The sequence below is a fragment of the Pseudomonas sp. 273 genome (assembly GCF_029201425.1).
GTDB classification, from domain to species: domain Bacteria; phylum Pseudomonadota; class Gammaproteobacteria; order Pseudomonadales; family Pseudomonadaceae; genus Pseudomonas; species Pseudomonas delhiensis.
Genome location: NZ_CP116775.1, coordinates 3,013,441 through 3,037,040 on the forward strand (window position 1 = coordinate 3,013,441; position 23,600 = coordinate 3,037,040).

Sequence of the window (23,600 nt, forward strand, 5' to 3'; positions counted from 1 at the left end):
GAGTGAACGAGATGCCCAAGCTGCCGAAGCTGCTCATGGCCGGGCTGCTGCCGTTGTTCTGGGGCTGCAGCAGCGCGCCCATCCACTACCACACGCTGGTGCCCGCGCAACCGGGGCAGGGCGCGGCGAGCGGGGTGCGCGTGGAACGCGTGAGCCTGCCGCCGCAGGTGGACCGCTCGCAGATCGTGGTGCGCCAGGGCGGCAGCGGCCTGGCCATCCTGGAAACCGAATGGTGGGGCGCCAACCTGGTGGACGAGTTCCAGAATGCCCTGCAGGACCAGCTCGGCGGCCCGCCCGGCGCCGCGCCCAGGGCGGTGCTGCGGGTGGAGGTGCAGCGCTTCGACTCGGTGCCGGGGCGCTACGCGCTGCTGGACGCCACCTGGCGCCTGAAACGCGCGGGCGGCCAGGGCGAGCTGAGCTGCCACACCACGGTGCAGACGCCGGCGCAGAACAGCGTGGAAAGCCTGGTCAGCGCGCACCAGGCCAACCTGCGCCAGCTGGCCACCGCCATCGCCCAGGCCGCGGCCGGCCAGGGGCGTTGCCCGGCGCCGTAGGGTCGATGCCCGGGATCGGCAGATCGCGGACGGAGTCCGCTCCTACGGGGGAATGCCATGCCTTACGGGTATCCGCCATTGCCCGGGCACCGGTGTTCCGGCCGGCGGCGTATAACCGCGAACGGTCATGCGCCCTACGCGTCCGCGCCTCCCTGCCCGTAGGGCGCATAACGCCTACGGCGTTATCCGCCATTGCCCGAGCACCGGCGTTCCGGCCGGCGGCGGATAACCGCGAACGGTTATGCGCCCTACGCATCCGCGCCTCCCAGCCCGTAGGGCGCATAACGCCTACGGCGTTATCCGCCATTGCCCGGGGCACCGGTGTGTCGGCCGGCGGCGGATAACCGCGAACGGTTATACGCCCTACGCGTCCGTGCCACCCGGCAACCTGTAGGAGCGGACTCTGTCCGCGATTTCGCGCGCAGGGCGCGCTCCTGCATGGGGGCGTCAGTGGAAGGGATAGATGTAGTTCAACCAGGACGCCATGCGCAGCAGGATCTTGCGCATCACCGCCAACTCGTGGGCGTGCTCGCTGTACACCGCGGCCTGGCCGAAGGCGCCGCCGGGCAGGGTGGCGCGGTATTGCTCGAAGGCCGGGTCGGTGATGTCGAGGAGCACCGGCACGCGGCCCGGCGGCGGCGAGCCGCTGAAGCTGATCAGGTTGCCGCCGGGCTGGATCTGGCCTTCGCCGATCACCGGCAGCACGCGCCGCACCTTGGCCTGGAACACCTGGCCGGGCAGGCCGTCGAAGGCGATCTCGGCGGCGTCGCCGGCGTTCAGGCGCAGCTGGCTGTTCTGCCGCATCCAGGCCACGTAGAAGTAGTCCTCGTTGGGGATGAAGACCATCGACGGCCGGGTGGCAAAGCGCGTGGCGCGCACGCCGGGGCGCAGGATCAGCTGCGACACGATGCCGTCGGCCGGGGCGTGCACCGTGGTGCTTTCCAGGTCGTAGCGGGCGCCGATCAGCTGCGCCTCGATGGCGTTGACCTGGGCGGTGGCCTGGTCGAGGTCGCGGCGGTTGCCGACATTGCGCTGCACCAGGGTGGAAGCGCGATAGAGGTCGGCCTTGGCCGACACCAACTGGGCCTCCAGCGCCTTCACCTTGCTCTCGAAGGGCGTCGGGTCCAGGCGGAACAGCACGTCGCCTTTCTTCACCGCGCGGTCGCGCTCCACCGGCACCTCGATCACCTGGCCGCTGACGTTGGGCGAGATGGGCGTGCTGATGAAGTAGCTGCGGGCCACCTCGGAGTAGGGGTGGTTGTAGTTCATGAAGAACACCAGGCAGCCCACCAGGACCACGCCGCCGAGGGCGGCGGTGGGCACGGTCCACTTGTTCCTGGGAATGCGGAACAGCTTGAAGACGGCGACGCAGAGGGCGGCGTAGGTCAGCAGGAGCAACGTTTCCATCTCAGTGGCTCCCTTCGTCGTGCGGCGCGTGGGGCGCGGCGAGGGTGCGCTTGAGTTCCACCAGCTCGGCCTTCAGCTCGGCCAGCTCGCGCTCGGTGGCCGGCGCGTTCGGGTTGCCCATGCCCCAGCCGCGGTCCTCGCGGTAGAGCGTCGCCCAGATCCACAGCAGCGGCCAGATGACGTGCAGGGTGAACAGGCTCACCCAGCCGGCCACGTGGATGGAGTCCTGGTGCGGGTGGTTGCGTTCCTTGGCGATCTCGTAGGGGATGTCGTGGATGGCGATGATGCCGTAGAAGAGAATCAGGGCGACGGCGATGAGGATTCCCAGGGCTACGTAGTTCAGCATGGGCGTTCTGTTCCTTGAGCGGGGCCGGCGGGGGCGCTGCCTTTGAATCTAGTTTCGATTCGCGCTGGCGCAAAGCCGGGCCGGCGATGGGCGGGCGGGAGCGGGATGCTCATTTGGCGACAGCGGCCATGGGCGAAGGGCTGCCCGGCGGGCGGGAGGGCCCGCGCCATGCGCCTTGCCCGCCGCGGCGACACTGTAGCAACGCCGTGCCTCGAATTAGTACGAGATGCCGATGAGCTACCCTTGCAGGCGAACGCAGGTTCAGGGCGCCGCCGGCGCCTTCGCTTCACAAGGAGAAACCGTCCCCGATGTCCGACCCTTCCAAACCAAGGAGCACGCTCAACCCCCGGTCTTCTACAGCAGCGCACTGCTCATCGTGCTGCTGGTGTTCTACGCGGTGGCCTTCCAGGACCAGGCGCAGGCCCGGTTCGACCGCATCCAGCAATGGATCGTCGGCAACGCCAGCTGGTTCTACATCCTGGCGGTGGCGCTGGTGCTCATCAGCGTGGTGTTCCTGGCCATCAGCCGCTACGGCGACATCAAGCTGGGGCCCGACCACAGCGAGCCCGAGTACCGCAACGGCAGCTGGTTCGCCATGCTGTTCTCCGCCGGCATGGGCATCGGCCTGATGTTCTTCGGCGTCGCCGAGCCGGTCATGCACTTCACCACGCCGCCGGTGGGCGAGGCGGGCACCGTGGCCGCCGCGCGCGAGGCGATGAAGATCACCTTCTTCCACTGGGGCCTGCACGCCTGGGCGATCTACGCCATCGTCGGGCTGATCCTGGCCTACTTCAGCTTCCGCAAGGGCCTGCCGCTGACGCTGCGCTCGGCGCTCTACCCGCTGATCGGCGAACGCATCCACGGCCCCATCGGCCATGCCGTGGACGTGTTCGCCATCCTCGGCACCGTGTTCGGCGTGGCCACTTCCCTGGGCTACGGCGTGCTGCAGATCAACAGCGGCTTCCACCACGTGTTCGGCCTGCCGGTGAACGCCACCGTGCAGGTCATCCTGATCGCCGCCACCTGCGCCCTGGCGACCCTCTCGGTGGCCAGCGGCCTGGACCGCGGCATCCGAATCCTCTCCGAGCTGAACCTGGGCCTGGCGGTGCTGCTGATGCTCTTTGTGCTGCTGCTGGGGCCCACGGTCTTCCTGCTGCAGGCCTACGTGCAGAACACCGGCGCCTACCTCTCGGAGATCGTCAACAAGACCTTCAACCTCTACGCCTACCAGCCCACCGACTGGATCGGCGGCTGGACCTTGCTGTACTGGGGCTGGTGGTTGTCCTGGTCGCCCTTCGTCGGCCTGTTCATCGCGCGCATCTCCCGCGGGCGGACCATCCGCCAGTTCGTCTGCGGCGTGCTCTTCGTGCCGGCCGGCTTCACCCTGCTATGGATGACGGTGTTCGGCGACTCGGCGTTGCACATGATCCTCAACGAAGGGGTGACCGACCTGGCGACGGTGGTCGGCCAGGACAGCTCCCTGGCGCTGTTCGCCTTCCTCGAGCACTTCCCGTTGTCCCGCGTGGTGTCGCTGGTGGCGGTGCTGATGGTGGTGGTGTTCTTCGTCACCTCCGCCGACTCCGGCGCGCTGGTGGTGGACATGCTGGCCTCGTCCGGGCACGACCACTCGCCGCTGTGGCAGCGCATCTTCTGGTCGGTGAGCATCGGCGTGGTGGCGGTGGCGCTGCTGCTGGCCAACGGCCTGAAGGCGCTGCAGACGGCGACCATCGCCAGTGCGCTGCCGTTCGCCATCATCCTCCTGGCGTCGATCTGGGGCCTGTTCAAGGCGCTGCACCTGGACGCCACCCGCCGCGGCCTGCGCCACCAGGCGCTGCCCTCGCCACGCCATGCGCCCCACGCGCAGGGCGGCTGGCAGCGGCGCCTGCGCAACATCGCCATGCGCCCGCGGCGGGCCCACGTGGCGCGCTTCATCACCGAGGTGGTGCGCCCGGCCTGCGAGCAGGTGGCCGGCGAGCTGCGCAAGCAGGGCTACGAGGTGGCGGTGGAGGAGCGCGACGACGGCCGCGTGAGCCTGGCGCTGGACCACGCCGGCGAAGGTCGCTTCCTCTACGAGGTGCGCCCACGGGCCTTCGCCCAGCCCAGCTTCGTGGTGCAGGACAGCGACGAGGGCAACGATGCCCGCAAGTACTTCCGCGCCGAGGTGCACCTGCGCGAGGGCGGCCAGGACTATGACATCATGGGCTGGAGCCGCGAGGACGTGATCGGCGACATCCTCGACCAGTACGAACGCCACCTGCACTACCTGCACCTGGTGCGCTGAAGCCCCCGCTGCGAGCGGCCCCCAGGCCGCTCGCGAGGCGCTCAGCGCAGGTCGAGGCGGCGCGCCAGCTTGCGCAGGTTGCTCGGGTCCATCTTCAGCGCACGGGCGGCGGCGGCCCACTTGCCGTCGTGGCGTTGCAGGGCGCGCTGCAGCAGGTGGCGCTGGAAGTCGTCGACCGCCTCTTGCAACGAATGAGCGTCCTCGGCCGCGGGGGCGCTGGCCGCTCTGGCGTCATCGGCCGCCGGCAGGTCCAGGCCGAGCCCCGCCGCGTCTATGCTCAGCAGCTCGCGGCGGGAGCCGGCCAGGCTCAGGGTCTTGAGCGCCGCGCGGCTGATGAGGTGTTCCAGCTCGCGCACGTTCCCCGGCCAGGCGTAGTCCAGCAGGGCCTGCTCGGCGTCCGGCGCCAGGCGCAGGCAGCGCAGGCCCAGGCGGGTGCGGTTGAGTTCGAGGAAATGCCCGGCCAGCACCAGTACGTCCTGGCCGCGCTCGCGCAGCGGCGGGATGTGCACCGGGTACACCGACAGCCGGTGGTAGAGGTCGGCGCGGAAGCGCCCGCCGCGCACCTCGTCGGCCAGGTGGCGGTTGGTGGCGGCGATGATGCGCACGTCGACGTGCCGGGGCCGGTCCGCCCCCAGGCGCTGGATCTCGCCGCCCTGCAGGGCGCGCAGCAGCTTGGCCTGGATCGACAGCGGCAGCTCGCCGATCTCGTCGAGGAACAGCGTGCCGCCATTGGCCGCCTCGAAGCGGCCCTGGCGGTCCTGGGCGGCGCCGGAGAAGGCGCCGCGCACGTGGCCGAACAGCTCGCTTTCGGCGAGGGTTTCCGGCAGCGCCGCGCAGTTCACGTACACCAGCGGCTTGCGCGAGCGTGGCGAGCTGGCGTGCAGGGCGCGGGCGAACAGTTCCTTGCCGACGCCCGTTTCGCCCTGCAGCAGCACCGGCAGCTCGGAGTCGGCGACTATCTTCAGCTCGTCCAGCAGCCGGTGCAGCACCGGGCTTTCGCCGAGGATGCCGGCGCCGGGTTCCAGGGCGGGTTCGGCCAGGGCGCTGCGGGTCAGGCGCAGGCGGCGCACTTCGCTTTCCAGGCGGCCGACGCGCACGGCGGCCTCGATCAGCGGCGCGCAGTGCTCCAGGCGCCGGACCAGGACCGGCGAGAAGCTGCCGGGGCGCAGGGCGTCCAGGGTCAGCACGCCCCAGGGGCGGCCCTCCAGGTAGAGGCTCATGCCCATGCAGTCGTGCACCGGCAGGGGCTTGTCGGGGCTGTCCTGGAGCAGGCCGTCGTAAGGGTCGGGCAGCTCGCTGTCGGCGCTGAACTGCAGCGGCTCGCGCCGTTCGAGGATGCGCGCCAGGCGTGGGTGGCTGGCCACGGCGAAGCGCCGGCCGAGCACTTCGCGGTCCAGGCCCACGGCGGCCTGGGGCTGCAGGCTGTCGCCGTCCAGCTGCAGCAGCACCACGGCGCTGCAGGCGAACTCGTCGCGCAGCGCCGCCACCAGCCGTTGCAGGCGCACGGCGATGGGCAGGTCGTCGGCCAGGTCCGCCAGGAGGGTATCCTGCAGCGGGGTATTTTTTACCTTTTCGAGGTCATTAAAACCCTTCCCGGGCGAAGTCATTTTGACTCGTGAATTTCGCAAGTTATTGATCCTGAGCGGTTTATGAGATGGCACAACGCTTGCGATAGCGCAAGCAGTGCCTGACCAAGGAGCCATCCCATGCACGTCCCGCTCAGCAACATCCCAGGCCATCGCGCCTACGTCAAATCCTCCGGCGCCCAGCGCTGCCCGGTCCGTCCCGCCACCTGCCCGGTCGCCGGCGAGGAGAGCCACCATGGGTGAATACCGCAAGCTCTGGTGGGCGCTGATCGCCGTGCTCGGCGTCACCTTCTGCATCCTCGGCTGGTTCGGCCGCGAGGTCTACCGCCAGGCCCCGCCGATTCCCGAGCAGGTGCGCAGCGAGACCGGCGAGACGCTGTTCGGCGGCAACGACATCCTCGACGGCCAGACCGCCTGGCAGAGCGTGGGCGGCATGCAGCTCGGCTCCATCTGGGGCCATGGCGCCTACCAGGCCCCGGACTGGACCGCGGACTGGCTGCACCGCGAGCTGAGCGCCTGGCTCGACATCGGTGCCCACCAGCGGTACGGCAAGGCCTTCGCCGAACTGGACGGCGACCAGCAGGCCGTGCTGCTCGCGCAGCTGAAGCGCGAGTACCGCGGCAACCGCGCCGAGAATGGCGTGCTGACCCTGAGCGCCCGCCGCGTCGAGGCTATTCGCCACACCGCCGACTACTACATCGCGCTGTTCGGCGACGACCCGGCGCTGCAGCACAGCCGCAAGAGCTTCGCCATGAAGGAGGGCACCCTGCCGGACCTCGAACGGCGCCAGGAGCTGACGCACTTCTTCTTCTGGACCGCCTGGGCCGCCGCCACCGAGCGCCCCGGCTCGGCGGCCACCTACACCAACAACTGGCCCCACGAGCCACTGATCGGCAACCAGCCGACCGCCGAGAACGTCATGTGGTCCATCGTCAGCGTGGTGCTGCTGATCGCCGGCGTCGGCTTCCTGGTCTGGGCCTGGGCCTTCCTGCGCGGGCATGACGAGGAAGAGCCCGAGCCGCCGCTGCAGGACCCGCTCAGCCTGGTGGCGCTCACCCCGTCGCAACGGGCGCTGGGCAAGTACCTGCTGCTGGTGGTCGGGCTGTTCGGCTTCCAGGTGCTGCTGGGCGGCGCCACCGCGCACTACACGGTGGAAGGGCAGGACTTCTACGGCATCCCGCTGTCGCAGTGGTTCCCCTATTCGCTGCTGCGCACCTGGCACATCCAGAGCGCGCTGTTCTGGATCGCCACGGGCTTCCTCGCCGCGGGGCTGTTCCTGGCACCGGTCATCAACGGCGGCAAGGACCCGAAATACCAGAAGCTCGGCGTCGACGTGCTGTTCTGGGCACTGGTCGTGGTGGTGGCCGGCTCGTTCATCGGCAACTACCTGGCCATCGCCCAGCTGATGCCGCCGCAGTGGAACTTCTGGCTGGGCCACCAGGGCTACGAGTACGTCGACCTGGGGCGCCTGTGGCAGATCGGCAAGTTCCTCGGCATCGCCTTCTGGCTGCTGCTGATGCTGCGCGGCATCCTGCCGGCCTTCGGCAAGCCGGGTGACAAGAACCTGCTGGCGCTGCTGTCGGCCTCGGTGATCGCCATCGGCCTGTTCTACGGCGCGGGCCTGGCCTACGGCGAGCGCACCAACCTGTCGGTGATGGAGTACTGGCGCTGGTGGGTGGTGCACCTGTGGGTGGAGGGCTTCTTCGAGGTCTTCGCCACCACCGCGCTGGCCTTCATCTTCTCCAACATGGGCCTGGTGTCCGGCCGTGCCGCCACCACCGCCAGCCTGGCCTCGGCCTCGCTGTTCATGCTCGGCGGCGTGCCCGGCACCTTCCACCACCTGTATTTCGCCGGCACCACCACGCCGGTGATGGCGGTGGGCGCCACCTTCAGCGCCCTGGAAGTGGTGCCGCTGGTGGTGCTGGGCTACGAGGCCTGGGAGAACTGGCGCCTGAAGAACCGCGCGGCCTGGATGCAGCGGGTGAAATGGCCGCTGGCCTGCTTCGTCGCCGTGGCCTTCTGGAACATGCTCGGCGCCGGCGTCTTCGGCTTCATGATCAACCCGCCGGTCGCGCTGTACTACATCCAGGGCCTGAACACCACGCCGACCCACGCCCACGCCGCGCTGTTCGGTGTCTACGGCTTCCTCGCCCTGGGCTTCACCCTGCTGGTGCTGCGCTACATCCGCCCGCAACTGCACTTCAACGAGCGGCTGATGAAGACCGCCTTCTGGTGCCTCAACGGCGGCCTGGTGCTGATGCTCGCCACCAGCCTGCTGCCCATCGGCATCATCCAGTTCCACGCCAGTGCCAGCGTCGGCCTGTGGTACGCGCGCAGCGAGGAGTTCATGCAGCAACCGCTGCTGCAGACCCTGCGCTGGGTACGCACCTTCGGCGACCTGGTGTTCATCGTCGGGGCCCTGTCCATGGCCTGGCAGGTGGTGACCGGCGTGCTTTCACCCCGTGGCAGGACCGTGGATATCTACGCGGAAGGAGGTGTGCAGGAACAGGTCTGACGATTCGATAGGAACAAGCGTTGGTAACGCACGCGGCCTGCCAGGGAGGTGGGGCGCGTGCGTTTTTGCATGTGTCCGTCGGCCCTGCAAAGGCTGGCCTCAGAAGCCCTCGGCTGCGCGCCCCGCCCTGAAGGGAGAGGGGGCCGAGAGAGGATTTAATATCAGCCGGCAATTCTGGAGCTGCCGGCTGACTCTGGAAAACCCAATCGCTCCGAACGGTCCCCTCTCCCTTCAGGGAGAGGGTTAGGGAGAGGGGCTCTTGTTCGCCAGCAAGCTCGCGCAGGATCGTAGGGCGGATAACCGTTCGCGGTTATCCGCCGTCTGACCTTGCCCGAATCCCCCTCGGAGATGAACTGGAAAACGCCAACGCATCATGCGCCACGAAAAAAAGGGCCCACCTCACGGAACAACGAGGTGGGCCCCGGAAAGTGCCAGACAGGCACAAGGGAGGGATCCGTCCCTGGATCGGGGTAAATCAGGCCCGCAGGCGGCACTCGCGGCGCGGGTCGAACAGCCGTTCGCAGTGCTGGCCGGTGGCGGCGCTCATCCGCGCGGCGGCCTCGGGGTCGTCGGCGAAGGGCAGCAGGGCCGCCTGTTGCAGGTCGTGGCGGCTGGCGCGGCGCAGGTGCAGGTAGAGGGCGATGGCCAGGGCCAGCAGCGTGGCCAGGGCGAGCAGCAGTTGCATGGCGGGGCTCCTCAGGCGGCGCTGGCGATGGGCATGCGGTCGATGCGCTGGCCGGCGCGCACGGTCAGCCAGGTGTTGCCGGCCATGAGGAACATGCCGCTGGCGAACAGGGCGCCGCCGAACAGGCGCACCATGTAGCCGGGGTGGCTGGCCTGAAGGGCCTCGACGAAGGAGTAGGTGAGGGTGCCGTCGGCGTTCACCGCGCGCCACATCAGGCCCTGGGTGATGCCGTTGACCCACATCGAGGCGATGTAGAGCACGGTGCCGATGGTGGCGAGCCAGAAGTGCGCGTTTATCAGCCCCACGCTGTACATCCGCTCGCGGCCGTAGAGCTTGGGGATCATGTGGTACAGCGCGCCGATGGAGATCATCGCCACCCAGCCCAGGGCGCCGGCGTGCACGTGGCCGATGGTCCAGTCGGTGTAGTGGGACAGCGAGTTGACGGTCTTGATGGCCATCATCGGGCCTTCGAAGGTGGACATGCCGTAGAAGGCCAGGGACACCACCAGGAAGCGCAGGATGGGGTCGGTGCGCAGCTTATGCCAGGCGCCGGAGAGGGTCATCATGCCGTTGATCATGCCGCCCCAGGACGGCGCCAGCAGCACCAGCGACATGACCATGCCCAGGGACTGGGCCCAGTCGGGCAGGGCGGTGTAGTGCAGGTGGTGCGGGCCGGCCCAGATGTACAGGGTGATGATCGCCCAGAAGTGCACGATGGACAGGCGGTAGGAGTAGATCGGCCGTTCGGCCTGGCGCGGCACGTAGTAGTACATCATGCCGAGGAAGCCCACCGAGAGGATGAAGCCGACCACGCTGTGGCCGTACCACCACTGGATCATCGCGTCGGTGGCGCCGGAATACAGCGGGTAGGACTTCAGCAGGCTGACCGGGCGCGCCAGGTGGTTGACCACGTGGACCATGCCGGTGACCACGATGAAGGCGCCGTAGAACCAGTTGCCCACGTAGATGTGCTGCACCGTGCGGCGGGCGATGGTGCCGAAGAACAGGTAGGCGTAGGCGATCCATACCACCGTGACCCAGAGCGCGATGGGCCACTCCATCTCGGCGTATTCCTTCGAGGTGGTGATGCCCAGCGGGTAGCTCACCAGCATCGCCAGGATGCTCGCCTGCCAGCCCCAGAACACGAAGTTGGCCAGGCTGTCGGAGACCAGGCGCACCCGGCAGGTGCGCTGCACCACGTAGAAGGAGGTGGCGAACAGCGCGCTGCCGCCGAAGGCGAAGATCACCAGGTTGGTGTGGATCGGGCGGATGCGCCCGAAGCTGGTCCAGGGCAGGCCGAGGTTGAGTTCCGGCCACACCAGCTGGGCGGCGATCACCACGCCCATGCTCATGCCCAGCACGCCCCAGAACAGGGTGGTGAGGGTGAAGCGGCGGACGATCTCGTAGTTGTAGGTGTCGTTCTTGTCGAGGGCTTGCACGCTGGCCATCTTGGATTCCGTCGAAATGCGCGGTGACTGGCAGCTCCCTCCCGCTGCACGGGGAACGTGGCAGCGGGTGAGGGGCCCTGACCGGAGTGGGGGCCAGGACCCTTGCAGGGAGCCGATACAGTCTGCGGAACGCCAGGGCATGCAACAAATTCATAATAATGAAGGCTGAATAAACTTATTTTGATATGAAGGCCAGCGGCGTAGGCCGCGCGACCCTTTGCCGCAGGCTGGCCTGGGCAAGGGGAGCGTGGCTTGCGGGGGGCGGGGCCGTTCAGCGGGGCGCCGTCCATGTATTCATTCCAGTGCACTAATCGGCCATTAAAATTCATTTAAATTCAGTTAAGACCAGGGCCTACCATTGACCTGTCGCCGCTCTGCCTTGCGGCTTCAGGAGTACCGCCATGCTTCATCCCGCGCTGAATACCCCCCTGGTCGAACTGCTGGGTTGCCGGGTACCCATCATCTGCGCCGGCATGGGCGGCGTGGCGCGCCACGAGCTGGCCGCGGCGGTGAGCAATGCCGGCGGTTTCGGCTGCCTGGGCATGGTGCGCGAGCCGGTGGCGCTGATCCGCCGCGAGGTGGCGGCCTATCGCGAGCTCAGCCACGAACCCTTCGCCGTCAACCTGATCCCCGCGGCCACCCCCGCCGAGCTGCTGGCGGCGCAGATGGCCGCCTGCCTGGACCTGCGGGTGCCGGCGGTGGCGCTGTTCTGGGACGTGCAGGCCGAGGTCGTCCGCCGCTTCAAGGACGCCGGCGTGCTGGTATTGCACCAGGTGGGCCACCGCGCCGATGCCGAGGCCGCGCTGCGCGCCGGCGTGGACGTGCTGATCGCCCAGGGCGTGGAGGCCGGCGGGCACGTCCGCGGCCAGGTCTCGAGCCTGGCGCTGGTGCCGGAACTGGTGGCCCTGGGCGAGGTGCCGGTGGTGGCTTGCGGCGGCATCGCCAGCGGCGCCGCGCTGGTCGCCGCCCTGGCCCTGGGCGCCCAGGGCGTGGCCTGCGGTTCGGCCTTCCTCGCCACCGACGAGTCCTATGCCCACGACTACCACAAGCGCTGCCTGGTGGAGGCCGAGGCGGAGCAGACGCTGCTCACCGAGGCTTTCTTCCGCAACTGGCCGATGCCGGCGCCGGTGCGCGTGCTGCCCAACGCCGTGACCCGCGGCGACTACGCGAACCTGCACGCCCGCCGCGAGACGCCGGTGATCGGCGAGCAGGACGGCGGCCCCATCTACCTGTTCTCCACCGACTCGCCGTTGCGCGGCGCCTATGGCCGCCTGGAGGACATGCCCATCTACGCCGGCCAGTCCTGCGCCCAGCTGCGCGACATCCGCCCGGCGGCCGAACGCCTGCTGCAACTGGTGACCGAGGCCGAGGCCTGCCTGGCCCGGCTGCAGGGCGGCGACGACGAAGCCGACCTGGTCGACTGGCTGCAGGAACTGCTGCGCGCCGAGCGCGCCGGCGCCCGGGTGATGCTCGACAGCGCCCGGCAGACCGAAGACGAGCCACTGCTGCAGCGCCTGCACGCGCTGCACCTGGGCGAGGCGGAAAGCTGCCGCCGCCTGCGCCGCAGCCTGCAGCGCCTGGGCGCCGAGCCCGACCGCGCGCTGGGCGCCTTCCATGCCAAGGCCATGGCCATCGACGACCTGGCCGAGCGCCTGCGCTTCATCGCCCGCGGCCAGCGCTGGGTGGCACGGCGCCTCGCCGAGCGCCTGCCGCGCATCCGCCAGGCCTGGCTGCGCGAGGAACTGCGCGCGGTCCTGCGCCTGCACCGCGACGACGCCTGAGCGCCGACGGATATCTAGAAAACACAAGGGAAACACCATGCCTTCCGAGCTTTCCACCACCCGCCCGACCCCGGCGGCGGCCGACGGCCGCGCCCATCGTTTCGCCCGCTCGCTGCTCCAGCAGGCCGGCCTCGGCCTAGACGGCCGCCAGCCCTGGGACATGCGCCTGAACCACCCCGGCGTGCCGCAACGCGCCCTGGCCCAGGGCAACCTCGGCCTCGGCGAGGCCTACATGGACGGCGACTGGGACTGCGACCAGCTCGACGAGTTCTTCGCCCGCCTGCTGCGCAGCGGGGTGGTCGACCAGGTCAGCCCGGCCACGCTGATCCTCCACGCCTTGCAGGCGCGCCTGTGCAACCTGCAGACGGCGCAGCGCGCCTGGGCGGTGGGCGAGCGCCACTACGACCTGGGCAACGACTTCTACGCCGCCATGCTCGACCCGCGCATGACCTACACCTGCGGCTACTGGAAGGACGCCGACGACCTGGCCCAGGCCCAGGAGGCCAAGCTCGACCTGGTGTGCCGCAAGCTCGACCTGCGCCCGGGCATGCGCGTGCTGGACATCGGCTGCGGCTGGGGCAGCTTCATGGCCTTCGCCGCCGAGCGCTACGGCGTGGAGTGCGTGGGCGTGACCATCTCCCGCGAGCAGTGCGAATGGGCGCGCAAGCGCTACGCCGGGCTGCCGCTGGAGTTCCGCCTGCAGGACTACCGCGACCTCGGCGAGCGCTTCGAACGCATCGTCAGCATCGGCATGTTCGAGCACGTCGGGCGCAAGAACCACCGCACCTTCATGGAGGTGGCGGCGCGCTGCCTGGACGACGACGGCCTGTTCCTGCTGCACACCATCGGCAAGAACCAGCGCCGCAGCGTGCCGGACCGCTGGATCGACAAATACATCTTCCCCAACGGCGACCTGCCCTCCATCGGCCAGATCGGCGACGCCGCCGACGGCCTGCTGGTGGTGGAGGACCTGCACAACTTCGGCGCCGACTACGACCGCACCCTGATGGCCTGGGCACGCAACTTCGAGGCGAGCTGGCCGCGCTTCGCCGAGGAGCTGGGCGAGCGCTTCTACCGCATGTGGCGGTACTACCTGCTGTCCTGCGCAGGGGCCTTCCGCGCGCGGGACATCCAGCTGTGGCAGTGGGTGATGTCGCGCCGCGGGGTGGTGGGTGGGTACCGGCGGGTGAGCTGACAGCCTGTAGGAGCGAGCTTGCTCGCGAACGGGGTTTGCCGGTGGCTGCGGTGTTGGGGTTGAGAGCGCCCTCTCCCTAACCCTCTCCCTGAAGGGAGAGGGGACCGTTGGGCAGAGTCGGATGCTCTGGAGTTAGCCGGCAACACCGAAAGTTTCCGGCTGGAACCATTCCTCCTCTCGGCACGGACAAGCCCCTCTCCCTTCAGGGAGAGGGTTGGGGAGAGGGTTGTGACTACCGCCCACCACCACACCTCCCCGGAAAAACACCCCTCCACCGTCATTCCCCAGCAGTCCCCCCAACCCTGGTTTAGAATCCCGCCTCCCGCCCCTCCGCCAGCCAAGCAGCATGGACATCGACCTGACCCGCACCTTCCTGGAGATCGCCCGCCACGGCAGCTTCGTCGCCGCCGCCGAGCGCATGCACGTCACCCAGACGGCGATCACCGCGCGCATCCAGAAGCTGGAAAGCCACCTCAACTGCAAGCTGTTCGTGCGCAACCGCGCCGGCGCGCGGCTGACCGCCGACGGCGAGGCGTTCATCATCTACGCCAACCAGATGCTGCAGACCTGGGAAGCGGCGCAGCGCGACCTGCCGCTGCCCGAGGGCGTGGACAACGTGCTGCACATCGGCGGCGAGGTGAGCCTGTGCAACCCGCTGATGCTGCGCTGGGTCGCCCGCATCCGGCAGGCCATCGACAGCTATGCGGTGCGCGCCGAGATCGGCAGCGGCGACGCCCTGCTGCGCCAGCTGGAGCTGGGCGTGCTGGACGCCGCCCTGGTGTACCAGCCGCACTACTGGCCGGGCATGCAGGTGGAGCAGTTGCTGGAGGAGAAGCTCATCCTGGTGCGCGCCAGGAACCCCGAGCCCTACGTGTACATCGACTGGGGCGAGGGCTTCCGCCAGCAGCACGACAGCGCGCTGCCGGACAAGGCCCGCGCGCCGGTGGCCTTCAACCTCGGCCCGCTGGCGCTGCAGTACATCCTGGAGAACGGCGGTTCGGGCTACTTCCGCACGCGGGTGGTGCAGAGCTACCTCGACAAGGGTGTGCTGCGCCGCGTGCCGCGGGCCCCGGAGTTCAGCTACCCGACCTACCTGGTGTACTCCCGCGAGCGCGACTCGGTGCCGTTGCAGCAGGCCTTCGCGCTGCTGCGCGAGCTGGTGCGCGAGGACCCGGACTGGTCGCAGCGCTGGGACCCGACGCTCTGAAGGCAGGCGGAACCCGCACGGGGGCTACACTGCCCAACGGTGAGCCTGCTTCGGCCAGGCGCCAACCTTCACCGCCCTGGGAGGCCGGGCATGCGCAACCTTGATTTCAGTTCCTGGGAGGGGCTGCTTTCCACCCTTTTCGGGCTGGCCCTGATCACCCTCGTCGGCGTCGGCATCCGCCTGCTGGCGATGCAGACCCTGCAGCAGCGCCGCGAACGCGAGAACCGCCAGATCAACGAGCGCCTGCGCACCCTGATCGCCGCCTACAAGACCCTGGGCGGCTCCTTCACTGGCAACCTGCTGGTGGACCCCACACACCGGCGCGGCCTGCAACGGCAGGATGAGAACGCGACGGAGGACGCCGGTACGCTGCCCGCCGAGCCGGAGGGCGGCTGGTCCAGCACCGACCGTTCCCGGCGCATCCGCGACGCGGTGGAGGCGGCGCTGTCGGACATCCTCCTGCTGGGCACCGAGGAGCAGGTGCGCCTGGCTGCACGGGCCGCCACCGAGCTGGCCGCCGGGCGGCCGATCCCGACGGCCGAGCTGGTCGTCTCGCTACGCGACTTCATACGCCGGGTGCTGGACCTGGAGCCGGTACCGGCCGGGTTGTCCATCCCGCGGCAGGGGCCGACGCGCCCCTCCGGCGCCAAGGGCAAGGGCGAGGGGGAAGGCAAGGGCGGCGGCGGGCAGGGCAAGGGCGGCCTGGGTGGTGGGCTCGGTGGCGGCGGCGTGGCGCTGCCCCTCGACGGCGAGCGGGACCACCACGGCTAGGCGATGCGGTGGGAAGGTGTTTTCGACCTTGCCCCCGGAATGCAGCGCCCGGCGGAGCGACAAGCTTCGCCGGGGCTGGGGCGCGGCCTAGCCTTTGTCGCCGCCGTGGCTGCGCTGGCCGCCCTTGCGGCCGGCCTCGGCAGCCCGCTCACGATCGTTGGCGAAGTTGCCGCCGCTGCGCGAGCCGCCTTTCCTGCCGGCTTCCGCAGCCTTCTGGCGGTCGTTGGCGAAGTTACCGGGGTTGCTGTTGTTCGAAGCCATGCTGAAACCTCCGTGGGTGGATCCGCTTCGCGGGCCGCGTATCGGCCCGCTCCTCTACTCGGAAGGCCGCAGGGCGCAATGGTTCGAAGAAGTTGCGCCAGCGGCGCCGTTCAGCGTTCGGGGTAGGCCAGCGGCGCCTGCTCGAGGTCGCCGGCCTGGCGGATGGTGGCGGCCACCCGGGCCTTGAGCCACTGGCTGAAGGCGCGCACCACCGGGCGCTCGGCCTTGAGCGCGTCGGTGACCAGGTAGTAGCCGCGGTTGGACTGGATGCTGATGTCGAACGGGCGCACCAGCAGGCCGCGGCGCAGGGCCTCGCCGCTGAGCAGGTTGTCGCCGATGGCCACGCCCTGGGCGGCGATGCAGGCGGCGAGGGTGCAGGTGGCGTCGGCGAATAGCACGCCCGAAGTGAAGTCGACGTCGCGTGCGCCCACCGCGCCCAGCCAGAGCCGCCAGTCGGCGAAGTCGTTCATGTGCAGCAGGGTATGCCCGGCCAGTTCCGCGGGCTGCTTGAGGCCGCCGCTGGCGTTGAGCAGGCGCGGGCTGCAGATCGGGAAAAAGTGCAGGGCGACTATCTGCTCGACCACCTGGCTGGGCCAGTCGCCGGTGCCGTAGGCGATGAACAGGTCCGCCTCGGCGGCGCTGGTGTCCTGGGGCGTGCGCGGCGAGACCACGTGCAACTGCACCTGCGGGTAGCGCGCCAGGAAGTCGCCGATGTGCTGGCACAGCCAGTAGCTGGCGAAGCCGGGGTTGCAGCTCACGCACAGGCGCCCGCTGGCCTGCTCCGCGTCGAAGCGGCTGGCGGCGCGCTGCACGTCGGCGAGGATGCGCTGCACCTCGCGGGCGTAGTGCTCGCCGCGCTCGGTGAGGCGGATGCCGCGGCCGGTGCGTTCGGTGAGGGCGAAGCCCAGGCGCTCCTCCAGGGTGGCGATGCGGTGGCTGATGGCGCTGCGCGTCAGGTTCAGCTCGCCGGCGGCGGCGGACACGCTGCCCAGCCGGGCCACGGCGTCCAGGGCGCGCAGGGCGGTCATCGAGGGGAAGTGCATGGCGGCTCCGGGGCAGGGCGGTGGGCATGAATGGTGAAACTATTCGAACGGTGGAGTCCAATTTATTTCGATTGTTGTCTGGTCTGCTTCACCAATACTAGGGCGGCACCCAACAAGAACCCATCCCGATGAGGTAGCCGCCATGCCGCAGTACAAGGACTTCGCCCGTAGCTGGGTCGAGCGCAACCGCCAGCAGTTGTCCGACTGGCACCAGGTGATCTGGCACTACGCGGAGCCCGCTTTCCGCGAGTACAAGTCCTGCGCCTGGTACGTCCGGCGCCTGCGCGAGGAAGGCTTCAGCGTCGAGGAAGGCAGCGGCGGCATGCCCACCGCCTTCTGCGCCACCTTCAGCAACGGCGAGGGTCCGGTGCTGGCCACCTACGCCGAGTACGACGCCGTGCCGGGCAACTGCCAGGCGGCGGCCACCCGCAAGATGCCCCGCGAGGGCCTGTCGAAGTACGCGCCGGGCCATACCGACCCGCACTCGGCCCTGGGCATGAGCGCCCTGGGCGGGGTGCTGGCGGCCAAGGCGGCGATGCTGGAGTTCGGCCTGCAGGGCACCCTGAAGTTCTTCGGCGAGCCGGCGGAGAAGCTGCGCGCCTCCAAGCCGGTGCACGCCGCCAAGGGCTACTACGACGACCTGGACGCGGCCATCAGCTTCCACCCCACCTACATGCTGCCGCTGAACAACACCACCACCTGGGATACCCACTGCGGCATCGCCTATTCGTACATCTACACCTTCACCTGCGAGGAACCGCAGAACTGGATCGCCGCCGACAGGTACAGCCCCATCCCGCAGAACCACCTGGCGGCGCGGGCGCCGGGGGCCAACGACGCGCTGGTGCACTTCTACACCCTGAACGAGAGCCTGCGCCGCTCGACGCTGCCCTTCACCGGGCTGTGGAGCTTCAACGAGGCCATCCTCACCGCCGGCCAGGCCACCGCCGACAACCTGCCGCCGCACGTCTCGCAGATCCAGTACCTGCTGCGCTGCGATTCCATCGAGCAGGCCGAGACCATCGCCCAGGTGATGGACAACAACGCCGCGGCGGCGGCGCTGGCCACCGGCTGCCAGTGGAAGAAGACCTGGGTGTGCAAGTCCCGCGGCGGCCTGGCCAACCATGTGCTGGCCCAGGCCTGCTACGACAACCTGGCCGCCATAGGCGCGCCGCGCTGGGGCGAGGAAGCCATCGCCATCGCCCGCGAGGTCCAGGCCAACCTCGGCCTGGAGCCCATGGACCGGCCCTTCCTGCCGGCCACCGAGGCGCTCGTCGAGCCGCAGGAATGCGAGCGCCAGCTGCGCCTGCAGATGCCCGCCTGGCAGAAGTACCTGACCTCCGACGACTACCCCGAATACACCTGGCACTGCCCCACGGTGCGCCTGCTCGTGGCCCGGCCGATGCTCTCGGCGCCCGCCGGCTACAGCTACCCGGACTGGGTGGCCAACGCCCTGGGCGGCATCCGCCAGACCATCGACCCGATGATCGAGGTGGCCGCCAAGACCATCGCCTGCACCCTGCTCGACCTGTTCGCCCAACCGGAGCTGCTGGCCGCCGCCACCCGCGAGTTCGACGAGCGCACCGGCGGCGGCATCGGCGGCAGCCGGTGGCAGGCGCCGCTGCTGCCGCGCGACTTCCAGGCGCCGCACCGCTACCGCTGGCCGGAATACATCCGCACCGTGCGTGGCGAGGAGTGGTGGATCCCCGCGCGGGACGACGAGTAAGGCCGCCCGTCGCGCGACTGCAACCCGGGGGCGGCGGCGCCACTCAACCGCAGGAAGCCGCAGAGAGAGGGAGGTGCAGCCATGCCGAGCTGGATGATCAGTTACCACAAGGACGACAACACGAGCACGCTGTCGATGCCGTGCGAGCACGCACCGAGCCTGGAGGAGGCCGAGCGCTACCTGCTGGAATGGGCCCGGCACAACCTGGAGGCCGGCGACTACGGTGCGGCCCACGATGCCACCGACGGCAAGCCGGGCGCGCTGCTGCTGCAGCTGTACGGCATCACCATCAGCGGCATCACCCGCGAGTGAGGGGCCGCGCTGCAAGGCCGGGTACCCGTGCGGGCCCCCGGCCATGCAGCAGTGCCTGCCGGGCGTTTCGAGGCAATGGTTCCCTTGGGCTGGCTGGAAATGGCTCTTTGTAGAAGGCCAATCGCCGCGCATCATGATGGCCTTTCCCGTACCCGGAGAACGGCATGTACCTGCCCGAGCATTTCCGCGAGAGCCGCGTCGACGAGCTGCACCGCCTGATCCAGGCCCACCCGCTGGGCATGCTGGTGCACGCCAGCGGCGGCGCGCTGGACGCCGACCACATTCCCTTCGAACTGCTGCCCGGCGAGGGCGCCCACGGCCTGCTGCGGGCCCACGTCGCGCGGGCCAACCCGCTGTGGCGGCACGCCGACGGCAGCGAGGTGCTGCTGGTGTTCCGAGGCGCCGAGCACTACATCTCGCCCAACTGGTACCCCAGCAAGCACGTCGCCCACGAGCAGGTGCCCACCTGGAACTACCAGGTGGTGCACGTGCGCGGCACCCTGCGGGTGGTCGACGACGAGCGCTTCGTCCGCGGCCTGGTGGGCCGCCTCACGCGCACCCACGAAGCCGGCGAGGCGCGGCCCTGGCGCATGGCCGACTCCACCCCCGAATTCATCGCCGGGATGCTGGCCAGGGTGGTCGGCATCGAGGTGGAGATCCAGGCGCTGGTCGGCAAGTCCAAGCTCAGCCAGAACAAGGTGGCCGACGACGTGCGCGGCGCGGCCGCGCGCCTGGACGAGGAGGGCGCCGCCGAACTGGCCGGGGCCATGCGCGCGCACGTGCCGTCCTGAGCGGCGCTGGCCAGCCCGCCCGCGAGCGGCTATCGTTCCGGGCGGCCTTCAATACAGTTCCAAGGACACCTCGCCATGACCGTTGCCCTGCTCATCATCGACGTCCAGTACGTCCTCTGCGGCGGCGCCGAGACCTGCTTCGACCACCAGGGCGTGGTCGAGCGCATCAACGGCCTGAGCCGCCGCGCCCGCGCCCTCGGCTTGCCCGTGGTCTTCGTCCAGCACGAAGAGGCCGAGGGCGACTTCCGCCATGGCGGCCCGGGCTGGCAACTGGCCCCGGCGCTGCAGGTGGGCGAGGACGAGCCGCGGGTGCGCAAGACCACCCCGGATGCGTTCAACGGCACCGAGCTGGATGCCCTGCTGCGCCGCCTGGGCGTGACCGGCCTGGTGATCTGCGGCATGCAGACCGACTTCTGCGTGGACACCACGGTGCGCCGCGCCCTGGCCGAGGGCTACGACGTGGTGCTGGCCGGCGATGCCCACAGCACCACGGACAACGGCGTGCTGCGCGCCGAACAGATCATCGCCCACCACAACGAGGTGTTCAGCCGCATGAGCAGCTTCGCCCCGCGCCTGGAGGTGCTGCCCAGCGCCGCGGTGGCCTTCGACTGAGGCCCGGCGCGGACAGCCGCGATTGCTTACGGCGTGTTCCTTTTAACCGCGATCCGTGCCGACATGCCCCGCTATCGCGGAAAAGTTCCGCTCCTACGGTTCCAGGAAGCACGGACGTAGGCGCAACTGTCTTGCAGGCTGCGCCGCCTCTTTCCAATCCGTAGGGCGCATAACGCCTACGGCGTTATCCGCCGCGGCCGTCGGGCACCGGCGTTCCGGCCAACGGCGGATAACCGCGAACGGTTATTCGCCCTACGGTCGAGCACGGACGTAGGAGCAACTGTCTTGCAGGCCGTGCCGAGGTGCTCTTCGTAGGATGGGGTGAGCTTGCGAAACCCATGCGGTCGTGGTGATGGGTATCGCTTCGCTCCACCCATCCTACGTCAGCGTTTGTCCTGAACTGTAGGACTCCGTCCGCGATGGCCGGGGGTATCGGCGCGGATCGCGGATGAAATCCGCTCCTACGCGGCCCCACCCCCGCCATTCCCCTGTAGGAGCGCGCCCTGCGCGCGAATCGCGGGCAGGGCCCGCTCCTACAGGTTGACGCCGGATTTCTTGCCCGCGCCGGACAGCCGCCGCCGGGAGGCACGGTCGTAGGAGCGGACTCCGTCCGCGATAGCCTGAGCGCCTGCAGGCGCGACCGCCGCGCGTCCGGAGCGCCGGCCATGGGCTGCCGCCGGGGGTAAGGTGAGGGGACGCGGGGGTGGTCCGGTGTGCGGGCCGGCCCGGTGCGGAGGAAGAGCCCATGGCCAGCCGACCGACAGCCTGGCGACCGCTGCGCTGCCTGTTGCTGGCAGCGTTGCTGGCGCTTGCGGCCTGTGCCGGACGCCAGGCCGCCGAGCCGGCCGCGGCGCCGGTGACGGCGGCCACCTGGGCGCAGGTGGACCGCGATATCGCCGACGCCTCCATGGCCGCCGCCGACCAGGCCGAGGACTATGCCCGCAACGCCATGGAGGGCTGGATGGACCTGGTCTACCAGCGCACCGACAGCGACTTCATCCCCTGGTTCTCCGGCTACTGGACGCAGCAGTGGCTGGGCCTGCGGGTGGCCTGGTACAAGCTCGGCGACAGCGAGAAGAGCCCGGCGGTCAGCCGCCTGTCCGTCTACCTGCAGGGCCAGTACCAGCGCCGCGTGCTCGACCCGGTGGCGAAGCAGGTCGACCCCGCGGCGGTGATGGAGGCCGCCACCCGCTTCTACGTGCAGGCCCTGGCCGGGCAGCTGGACGCCATCCCCGAGCGCCTGGGCGTGCCGCGGGCGCAGCTGGACCAGCGCCTGCAGGCCATCCCCGCCATCGTCCTGGGCCCGCCCGCCGTCCGCGACGCCTCGTTGTACCAGCTGCTGCGGGCGAAACGCCTGGACCAGTTGCCGGCCTACCAGGCGCTGATCGCCCGGGTGCACGACGCCTCGACGCGCACCGGGGTGGACGTGGATGAGCCGGACCAGGGCGTGTCCGCCGTGGCCCGGCGCACCAGCGAGAAGCTGCTGGGCGAGGTGACCGTCAGTGGCGCCGTCGGCGCCCTCGCCGCGGCGGTGGGCAAGGCGGCTGGGACGGTGCTGTCGCTGGCCAGCACCGGCTTCACCGCGCTGTCCCGTGACCGCGAGCGTCCGCAACTGGAGGCGCAACTGCGCAAGGACCTCAACGATGCCTTCGACCAGCAGTGGCTGGCACTGATGGGCAATAGCCAGAGCGGCGTGCTGGCCGGCGTGCACTACCTGTCGCTGCAGGTGGAAGCGGGCGTCGCCGCGCCCTGGACGGCGCAGCCATAGAGGGCGCCGCGCGGAACGGGTAGATTAGGCGCACTTTCCGCCCCCGTCCCGGAGCCGCCCCATGCCCACCGCCGCGCCCGCCAGGTTCCTGCCCAGCCTGGACTCGATCATCGCCGCCCATGCCGAACTGCGCGCCGCGCGGCCGCTGGTGCAGTGCCTGACCAACGTGGTGTCGGCCAACTTCATGGCCAACGTGCTGCTGGCCGCCGGGGCCTCGCCGGCGATGGTCGACAACCCCGAGGAGGCCGCCGGCTTCGCCCGCGTGGCCGGCGCCGTGCTGGTCAACCTGGGCACCCCGAGCAGCGCCCAGGTGGAGGGCATGCGCCAGGCGGTGCGTTCGGCGGTGGCCCATGGCACGCCCTGGGTGCTGGACCCCATCGGCGCCGGCGGTCTGCCCTGGCGCGGCGGAGTGGCCGCCGAGCTGCTGCAGCAGCGCCCGGCGGTGGTGCGCGGCAACGCCTCGGAGATCATCGGCCTGGCTGGGCTGGGGCAGGGCGCGCCGGGCTTCGACAGTTCCGACGATCCGGCCCGCGCGGTGCCGGCGGCGGTGGAGCTGCTGCGCAACTGCCAGGCGGTGTCGGCCTCGGGGGCGGTGGACCACCTGCTGGGCTGGGTCGGCGACAGCCGCGAGAGCGCCGTGCCGCGCCTGCTGCGCATCGGCGGCGGCAGCGCGCTGTTGCCGCGGGTGACGGCCTCCGGCTGTGCCCTGGGGGCGTTGGTGGCGGCCTATGCGGCGGTGGCGGTGGACGCCTTCACTGCCCTGGCGGCGGCCCACGTGCATTTCGCCGTGGCCGCGGAAATCGCCGAGGCGGCCAGCCGCGGCCCGGGTTCCTTCGCCGTGGCCTTCGTCGACGCCCTGGACGCGGTGGACGCCAACCTGCTGCGCCAGCGCGCCAGGCTCATGTCGGTGCAGTCCACGGCCTGAGGCGACGCGCGCTCAGTCGTCGCGGGTCAGCACTTCCAGCAGTTCGATTTCGAAGATGAGGTTGGAGTTCGGCTTGATGTGCGTGCCGATCTGCCGCTCGCCATAGGCCAGGTGGGCCGGCACGAAGAGCTTGCGCTTGCCGCCGACGCGCATGCCCATCAGCCCTATGTCCCAGCCCTTGATGACGCGTCCCGTGCCGATCACGCACTGGAAGGGGCGGCCCTTGTCGTAGGAGGAGTCGAAGACGCTGCCGTCTTCCAGGGTGCCCTTGTAGTTCGTGGTGATCAGGGCGCCCTTGACCACCGCCTTGCCGTCGCCCGGGCGGATGTCCTCGATACGCAGTTCGTCGCTCATGTCTGTGCCTCTGTCGCAGGTGGCGGCCCGGC

Annotated in this window: 20 protein-coding genes and 2 pseudogenes; 14 read left to right on the plus strand and 8 right to left on the minus strand. The window is 69.8% G+C overall.

Annotated elements, in window-relative coordinates; all coding sequences use genetic code 11:
- Window positions 1–11 precede the first annotated feature (11 nt).
- Window positions 12–554: a PqiC family protein gene (locus tag PKO50_RS14170; RefSeq protein WP_109935706.1), complete on the plus strand. Its 543-nt coding sequence runs from the start codon at window positions 12–14 to the stop codon at window positions 552–554.
- 447 nt (window positions 555–1,001) lie between these two features.
- On the opposite strand, the gene PKO50_RS14175 is transcribed toward PKO50_RS14170, so the two are convergent.
- Window positions 1,002–1,961, minus strand: a complete 960-nt coding sequence (locus PKO50_RS14175; RefSeq protein WP_109935705.1) for a biotin/lipoyl-binding protein — start codon at window positions 1,959–1,961, stop codon at window positions 1,002–1,004.
- Between the two features lies 1 nt (window position 1,962).
- Window positions 1,963–2,307, minus strand: coding sequence for a DUF3302 domain-containing protein (locus tag PKO50_RS14180; protein WP_109935835.1), 345 nt, complete (start codon window positions 2,305–2,307; stop codon window positions 1,963–1,965).
- 308 nt (window positions 2,308–2,615) lie between these two features.
- Between PKO50_RS14180 and betT the strand changes: the two are divergent.
- Window positions 2,616–4,588 (plus strand): annotated as a pseudogene (gene betT / locus PKO50_RS14185) (choline BCCT transporter BetT).
- A gap of 41 nt (window positions 4,589–4,629) precedes the next feature.
- Here betT and norR read toward each other — a convergent pair.
- A complete protein-coding gene (norR, locus tag PKO50_RS14190) occupies window positions 4,630–6,195 on the minus strand; it encodes a nitric oxide reductase transcriptional regulator NorR (RefSeq protein WP_275630085.1) in 1,566 nt (521 codons plus the stop codon).
- 99 nt (window positions 6,196–6,294) lie between these two features.
- On the opposite strand from norR, the gene PKO50_RS14195 reads away from it, so the two are divergent.
- Both PKO50_RS14195 and PKO50_RS14200 read left to right on the plus strand, forming a co-directional pair.
- Window positions 6,295–6,417: a hypothetical protein gene (locus PKO50_RS14195; protein ID WP_275630086.1), complete on the plus strand. Its 123-nt coding sequence runs from the start codon at window positions 6,295–6,297 to the stop codon at window positions 6,415–6,417.
- Window positions 6,410–8,689: a nitric-oxide reductase large subunit gene (locus tag PKO50_RS14200; RefSeq protein WP_275630087.1), complete on the plus strand. Its 2,280-nt coding sequence runs from the start codon at window positions 6,410–6,412 to the stop codon at window positions 8,687–8,689. The genes PKO50_RS14195 and PKO50_RS14200 overlap by 8 nt, the downstream gene beginning before the upstream one ends.
- 475 nt (window positions 8,690–9,164) lie before the next feature.
- Here the strand turns inward: PKO50_RS14200 and PKO50_RS14205 are convergent, their stop codons facing one another.
- The gene (locus PKO50_RS14205; protein WP_109932908.1) at window positions 9,165–9,368 is read right to left on the minus strand and encodes a hypothetical protein; all 204 of its coding nucleotides are present in this window, start codon (window positions 9,366–9,368) and stop codon (window positions 9,165–9,167) included.
- A 17-nt stretch (window positions 9,369–9,385) separates the two neighbouring features.
- Window positions 9,386–10,822, minus strand: a complete 1,437-nt coding sequence (gene ccoN, locus PKO50_RS14210; RefSeq protein ID WP_275630088.1) for a cytochrome-c oxidase, cbb3-type subunit I — start codon at window positions 10,820–10,822, stop codon at window positions 9,386–9,388.
- A gap of 401 nt (window positions 10,823–11,223) precedes the next feature.
- On the opposite strand from ccoN, the gene PKO50_RS14215 reads away from it, so the two are divergent.
- The 4 genes from PKO50_RS14215 (at window position 11,224) to PKO50_RS14230 (ending at window position 15,776) form a co-directional block, all read left to right on the plus strand.
- Window positions 11,224–12,603: a nitronate monooxygenase gene (locus PKO50_RS14215; protein WP_275630089.1), complete on the plus strand. Its 1,380-nt coding sequence runs from the start codon at window positions 11,224–11,226 to the stop codon at window positions 12,601–12,603.
- 37 nt (window positions 12,604–12,640) lie between these two features.
- Entirely contained in the window at window positions 12,641–13,798 is a 1,158-nt protein-coding gene (gene cfa / locus PKO50_RS14220; RefSeq protein WP_275630090.1) for a cyclopropane fatty acyl phospholipid synthase, read from the plus strand.
- 346 nt (window positions 13,799–14,144) lie between these two features.
- Window positions 14,145–15,005: a LysR family transcriptional regulator gene (locus PKO50_RS14225; RefSeq protein ID WP_275630091.1), complete on the plus strand. Its 861-nt coding sequence runs from the start codon at window positions 14,145–14,147 to the stop codon at window positions 15,003–15,005.
- Between the two features lie 90 nt (window positions 15,006–15,095).
- On the plus strand, window positions 15,096–15,776 hold the full coding sequence (locus PKO50_RS14230) for a hypothetical protein (protein WP_275630092.1): 681 nt from the start codon (window positions 15,096–15,098) through the stop codon (window positions 15,774–15,776).
- 87 nt (window positions 15,777–15,863) lie between these two features.
- Here PKO50_RS14230 and PKO50_RS14235 read toward each other — a convergent pair.
- Both PKO50_RS14235 and PKO50_RS14240 read right to left on the minus strand, forming a co-directional pair.
- Window positions 15,864–16,019: pseudogene (locus PKO50_RS14235) on the minus strand (general stress protein); the annotation flags it as partial.
- A gap of 128 nt (window positions 16,020–16,147) precedes the next feature.
- Window positions 16,148–17,080 (minus strand): LysR substrate-binding domain-containing protein, encoded by a 933-nt coding sequence (locus tag PKO50_RS14240; RefSeq protein ID WP_109933619.1) that lies wholly within the window; start codon window positions 17,078–17,080, stop codon window positions 16,148–16,150.
- Window positions 17,081–17,222: 142 nt separating this feature from the next.
- Here PKO50_RS14240 and PKO50_RS14245 point away from each other — a divergent pair, with 142 nt between their 5' ends.
- From PKO50_RS14245 to thiM, 6 genes are all read left to right on the plus strand, one after another.
- Window positions 17,223–18,806 carry an amidohydrolase gene (locus tag PKO50_RS14245; protein WP_275630093.1) on the plus strand — a complete coding sequence of 528 codons (1,584 nt, stop codon included), beginning with the start codon at window positions 17,223–17,225 and terminating at the stop codon, window positions 18,804–18,806.
- Window positions 18,807–18,887: 81 nt separating this feature from the next.
- Complete coding sequence (locus PKO50_RS14250) at window positions 18,888–19,118, plus strand: hypothetical protein (protein ID WP_275630094.1); 231 nt, start codon at window positions 18,888–18,890, stop codon at window positions 19,116–19,118.
- A gap of 164 nt (window positions 19,119–19,282) precedes the next feature.
- Window positions 19,283–19,909, plus strand: a complete 627-nt coding sequence (locus PKO50_RS14255; protein ID WP_109933622.1) for an FMN-binding negative transcriptional regulator — start codon at window positions 19,283–19,285, stop codon at window positions 19,907–19,909.
- Between the two features lie 75 nt (window positions 19,910–19,984).
- Complete coding sequence (locus PKO50_RS14260; protein ID WP_275630095.1) at window positions 19,985–20,521, plus strand: cysteine hydrolase family protein; 537 nt, start codon at window positions 19,985–19,987, stop codon at window positions 20,519–20,521.
- A 745-nt stretch (window positions 20,522–21,266) separates the two neighbouring features.
- Window positions 21,267–22,289, plus strand: coding sequence for a hypothetical protein (locus PKO50_RS14265; RefSeq protein ID WP_275630096.1), 1,023 nt, complete (start codon window positions 21,267–21,269; stop codon window positions 22,287–22,289).
- A gap of 61 nt (window positions 22,290–22,350) precedes the next feature.
- Window positions 22,351–23,214: a hydroxyethylthiazole kinase gene (thiM, locus tag PKO50_RS14270; protein WP_275630097.1), complete on the plus strand. Its 864-nt coding sequence runs from the start codon at window positions 22,351–22,353 to the stop codon at window positions 23,212–23,214.
- 12 nt (window positions 23,215–23,226) lie between these two features.
- Here the strand turns inward: thiM and PKO50_RS14275 are convergent, their stop codons facing one another.
- Window positions 23,227–23,568: an FKBP-type peptidyl-prolyl cis-trans isomerase gene (locus PKO50_RS14275; protein ID WP_275630098.1), complete on the minus strand. Its 342-nt coding sequence runs from the start codon at window positions 23,566–23,568 to the stop codon at window positions 23,227–23,229.
- Window positions 23,569–23,600: the final 32 nt, after the last annotated feature.

Excerpts from the sequence above, each read along its gene's own strand:
- PKO50_RS14170 (WP_109935706.1), top strand. The coding sequence starts at position 12 with ATGCCCAAGCTGCCGAAGCTGCTCATGGCCGGGCTGCTGCCGTTGTTC.
- PKO50_RS14175 (WP_109935705.1), bottom strand. The coding sequence starts at position 1,961 with ATGGAAACGTTGCTCCTGCTGACCTACGCCGCCCTCTGCGTCGCCGTC.
- PKO50_RS14180 (WP_109935835.1), bottom strand. The coding sequence starts at position 2,307 with ATGCTGAACTACGTAGCCCTGGGAATCCTCATCGCCGTCGCCCTGATT.
- norR (WP_275630085.1), bottom strand. The coding sequence starts at position 6,195 with ATGACTTCGCCCGGGAAGGGTTTTAATGACCTCGAAAAGGTAAAAAAT.
- PKO50_RS14195 (WP_275630086.1), top strand. The coding sequence starts at position 6,295 with ATGCACGTCCCGCTCAGCAACATCCCAGGCCATCGCGCCTACGTCAAA.
- PKO50_RS14200 (WP_275630087.1), top strand. The coding sequence starts at position 6,410 with ATGGGTGAATACCGCAAGCTCTGGTGGGCGCTGATCGCCGTGCTCGGC.
- ccoN (WP_275630088.1), bottom strand. The coding sequence starts at position 10,822 with ATGGCCAGCGTGCAAGCCCTCGACAAGAACGACACCTACAACTACGAG.
- PKO50_RS14215 (WP_275630089.1), top strand. The coding sequence starts at position 11,224 with ATGCTTCATCCCGCGCTGAATACCCCCCTGGTCGAACTGCTGGGTTGC.
- cfa (WP_275630090.1), top strand. The coding sequence starts at position 12,641 with ATGCCTTCCGAGCTTTCCACCACCCGCCCGACCCCGGCGGCGGCCGAC.
- PKO50_RS14225 (WP_275630091.1), top strand. The coding sequence starts at position 14,145 with ATGGACATCGACCTGACCCGCACCTTCCTGGAGATCGCCCGCCACGGC.
- PKO50_RS14230 (WP_275630092.1), top strand. The coding sequence starts at position 15,096 with ATGCGCAACCTTGATTTCAGTTCCTGGGAGGGGCTGCTTTCCACCCTT.
- PKO50_RS14240 (WP_109933619.1), bottom strand. The coding sequence starts at position 17,080 with ATGCACTTCCCCTCGATGACCGCCCTGCGCGCCCTGGACGCCGTGGCC.
- PKO50_RS14245 (WP_275630093.1), top strand. The coding sequence starts at position 17,223 with ATGCCGCAGTACAAGGACTTCGCCCGTAGCTGGGTCGAGCGCAACCGC.
- PKO50_RS14250 (WP_275630094.1), top strand. The coding sequence starts at position 18,888 with ATGCCGAGCTGGATGATCAGTTACCACAAGGACGACAACACGAGCACG.
- PKO50_RS14255 (WP_109933622.1), top strand. The coding sequence starts at position 19,283 with ATGTACCTGCCCGAGCATTTCCGCGAGAGCCGCGTCGACGAGCTGCAC.
- PKO50_RS14260 (WP_275630095.1), top strand. The coding sequence starts at position 19,985 with ATGACCGTTGCCCTGCTCATCATCGACGTCCAGTACGTCCTCTGCGGC.
- PKO50_RS14265 (WP_275630096.1), top strand. The coding sequence starts at position 21,267 with ATGGCCAGCCGACCGACAGCCTGGCGACCGCTGCGCTGCCTGTTGCTG.
- thiM (WP_275630097.1), top strand. The coding sequence starts at position 22,351 with ATGCCCACCGCCGCGCCCGCCAGGTTCCTGCCCAGCCTGGACTCGATC.
- PKO50_RS14275 (WP_275630098.1), bottom strand. The coding sequence starts at position 23,568 with ATGAGCGACGAACTGCGTATCGAGGACATCCGCCCGGGCGACGGCAAG.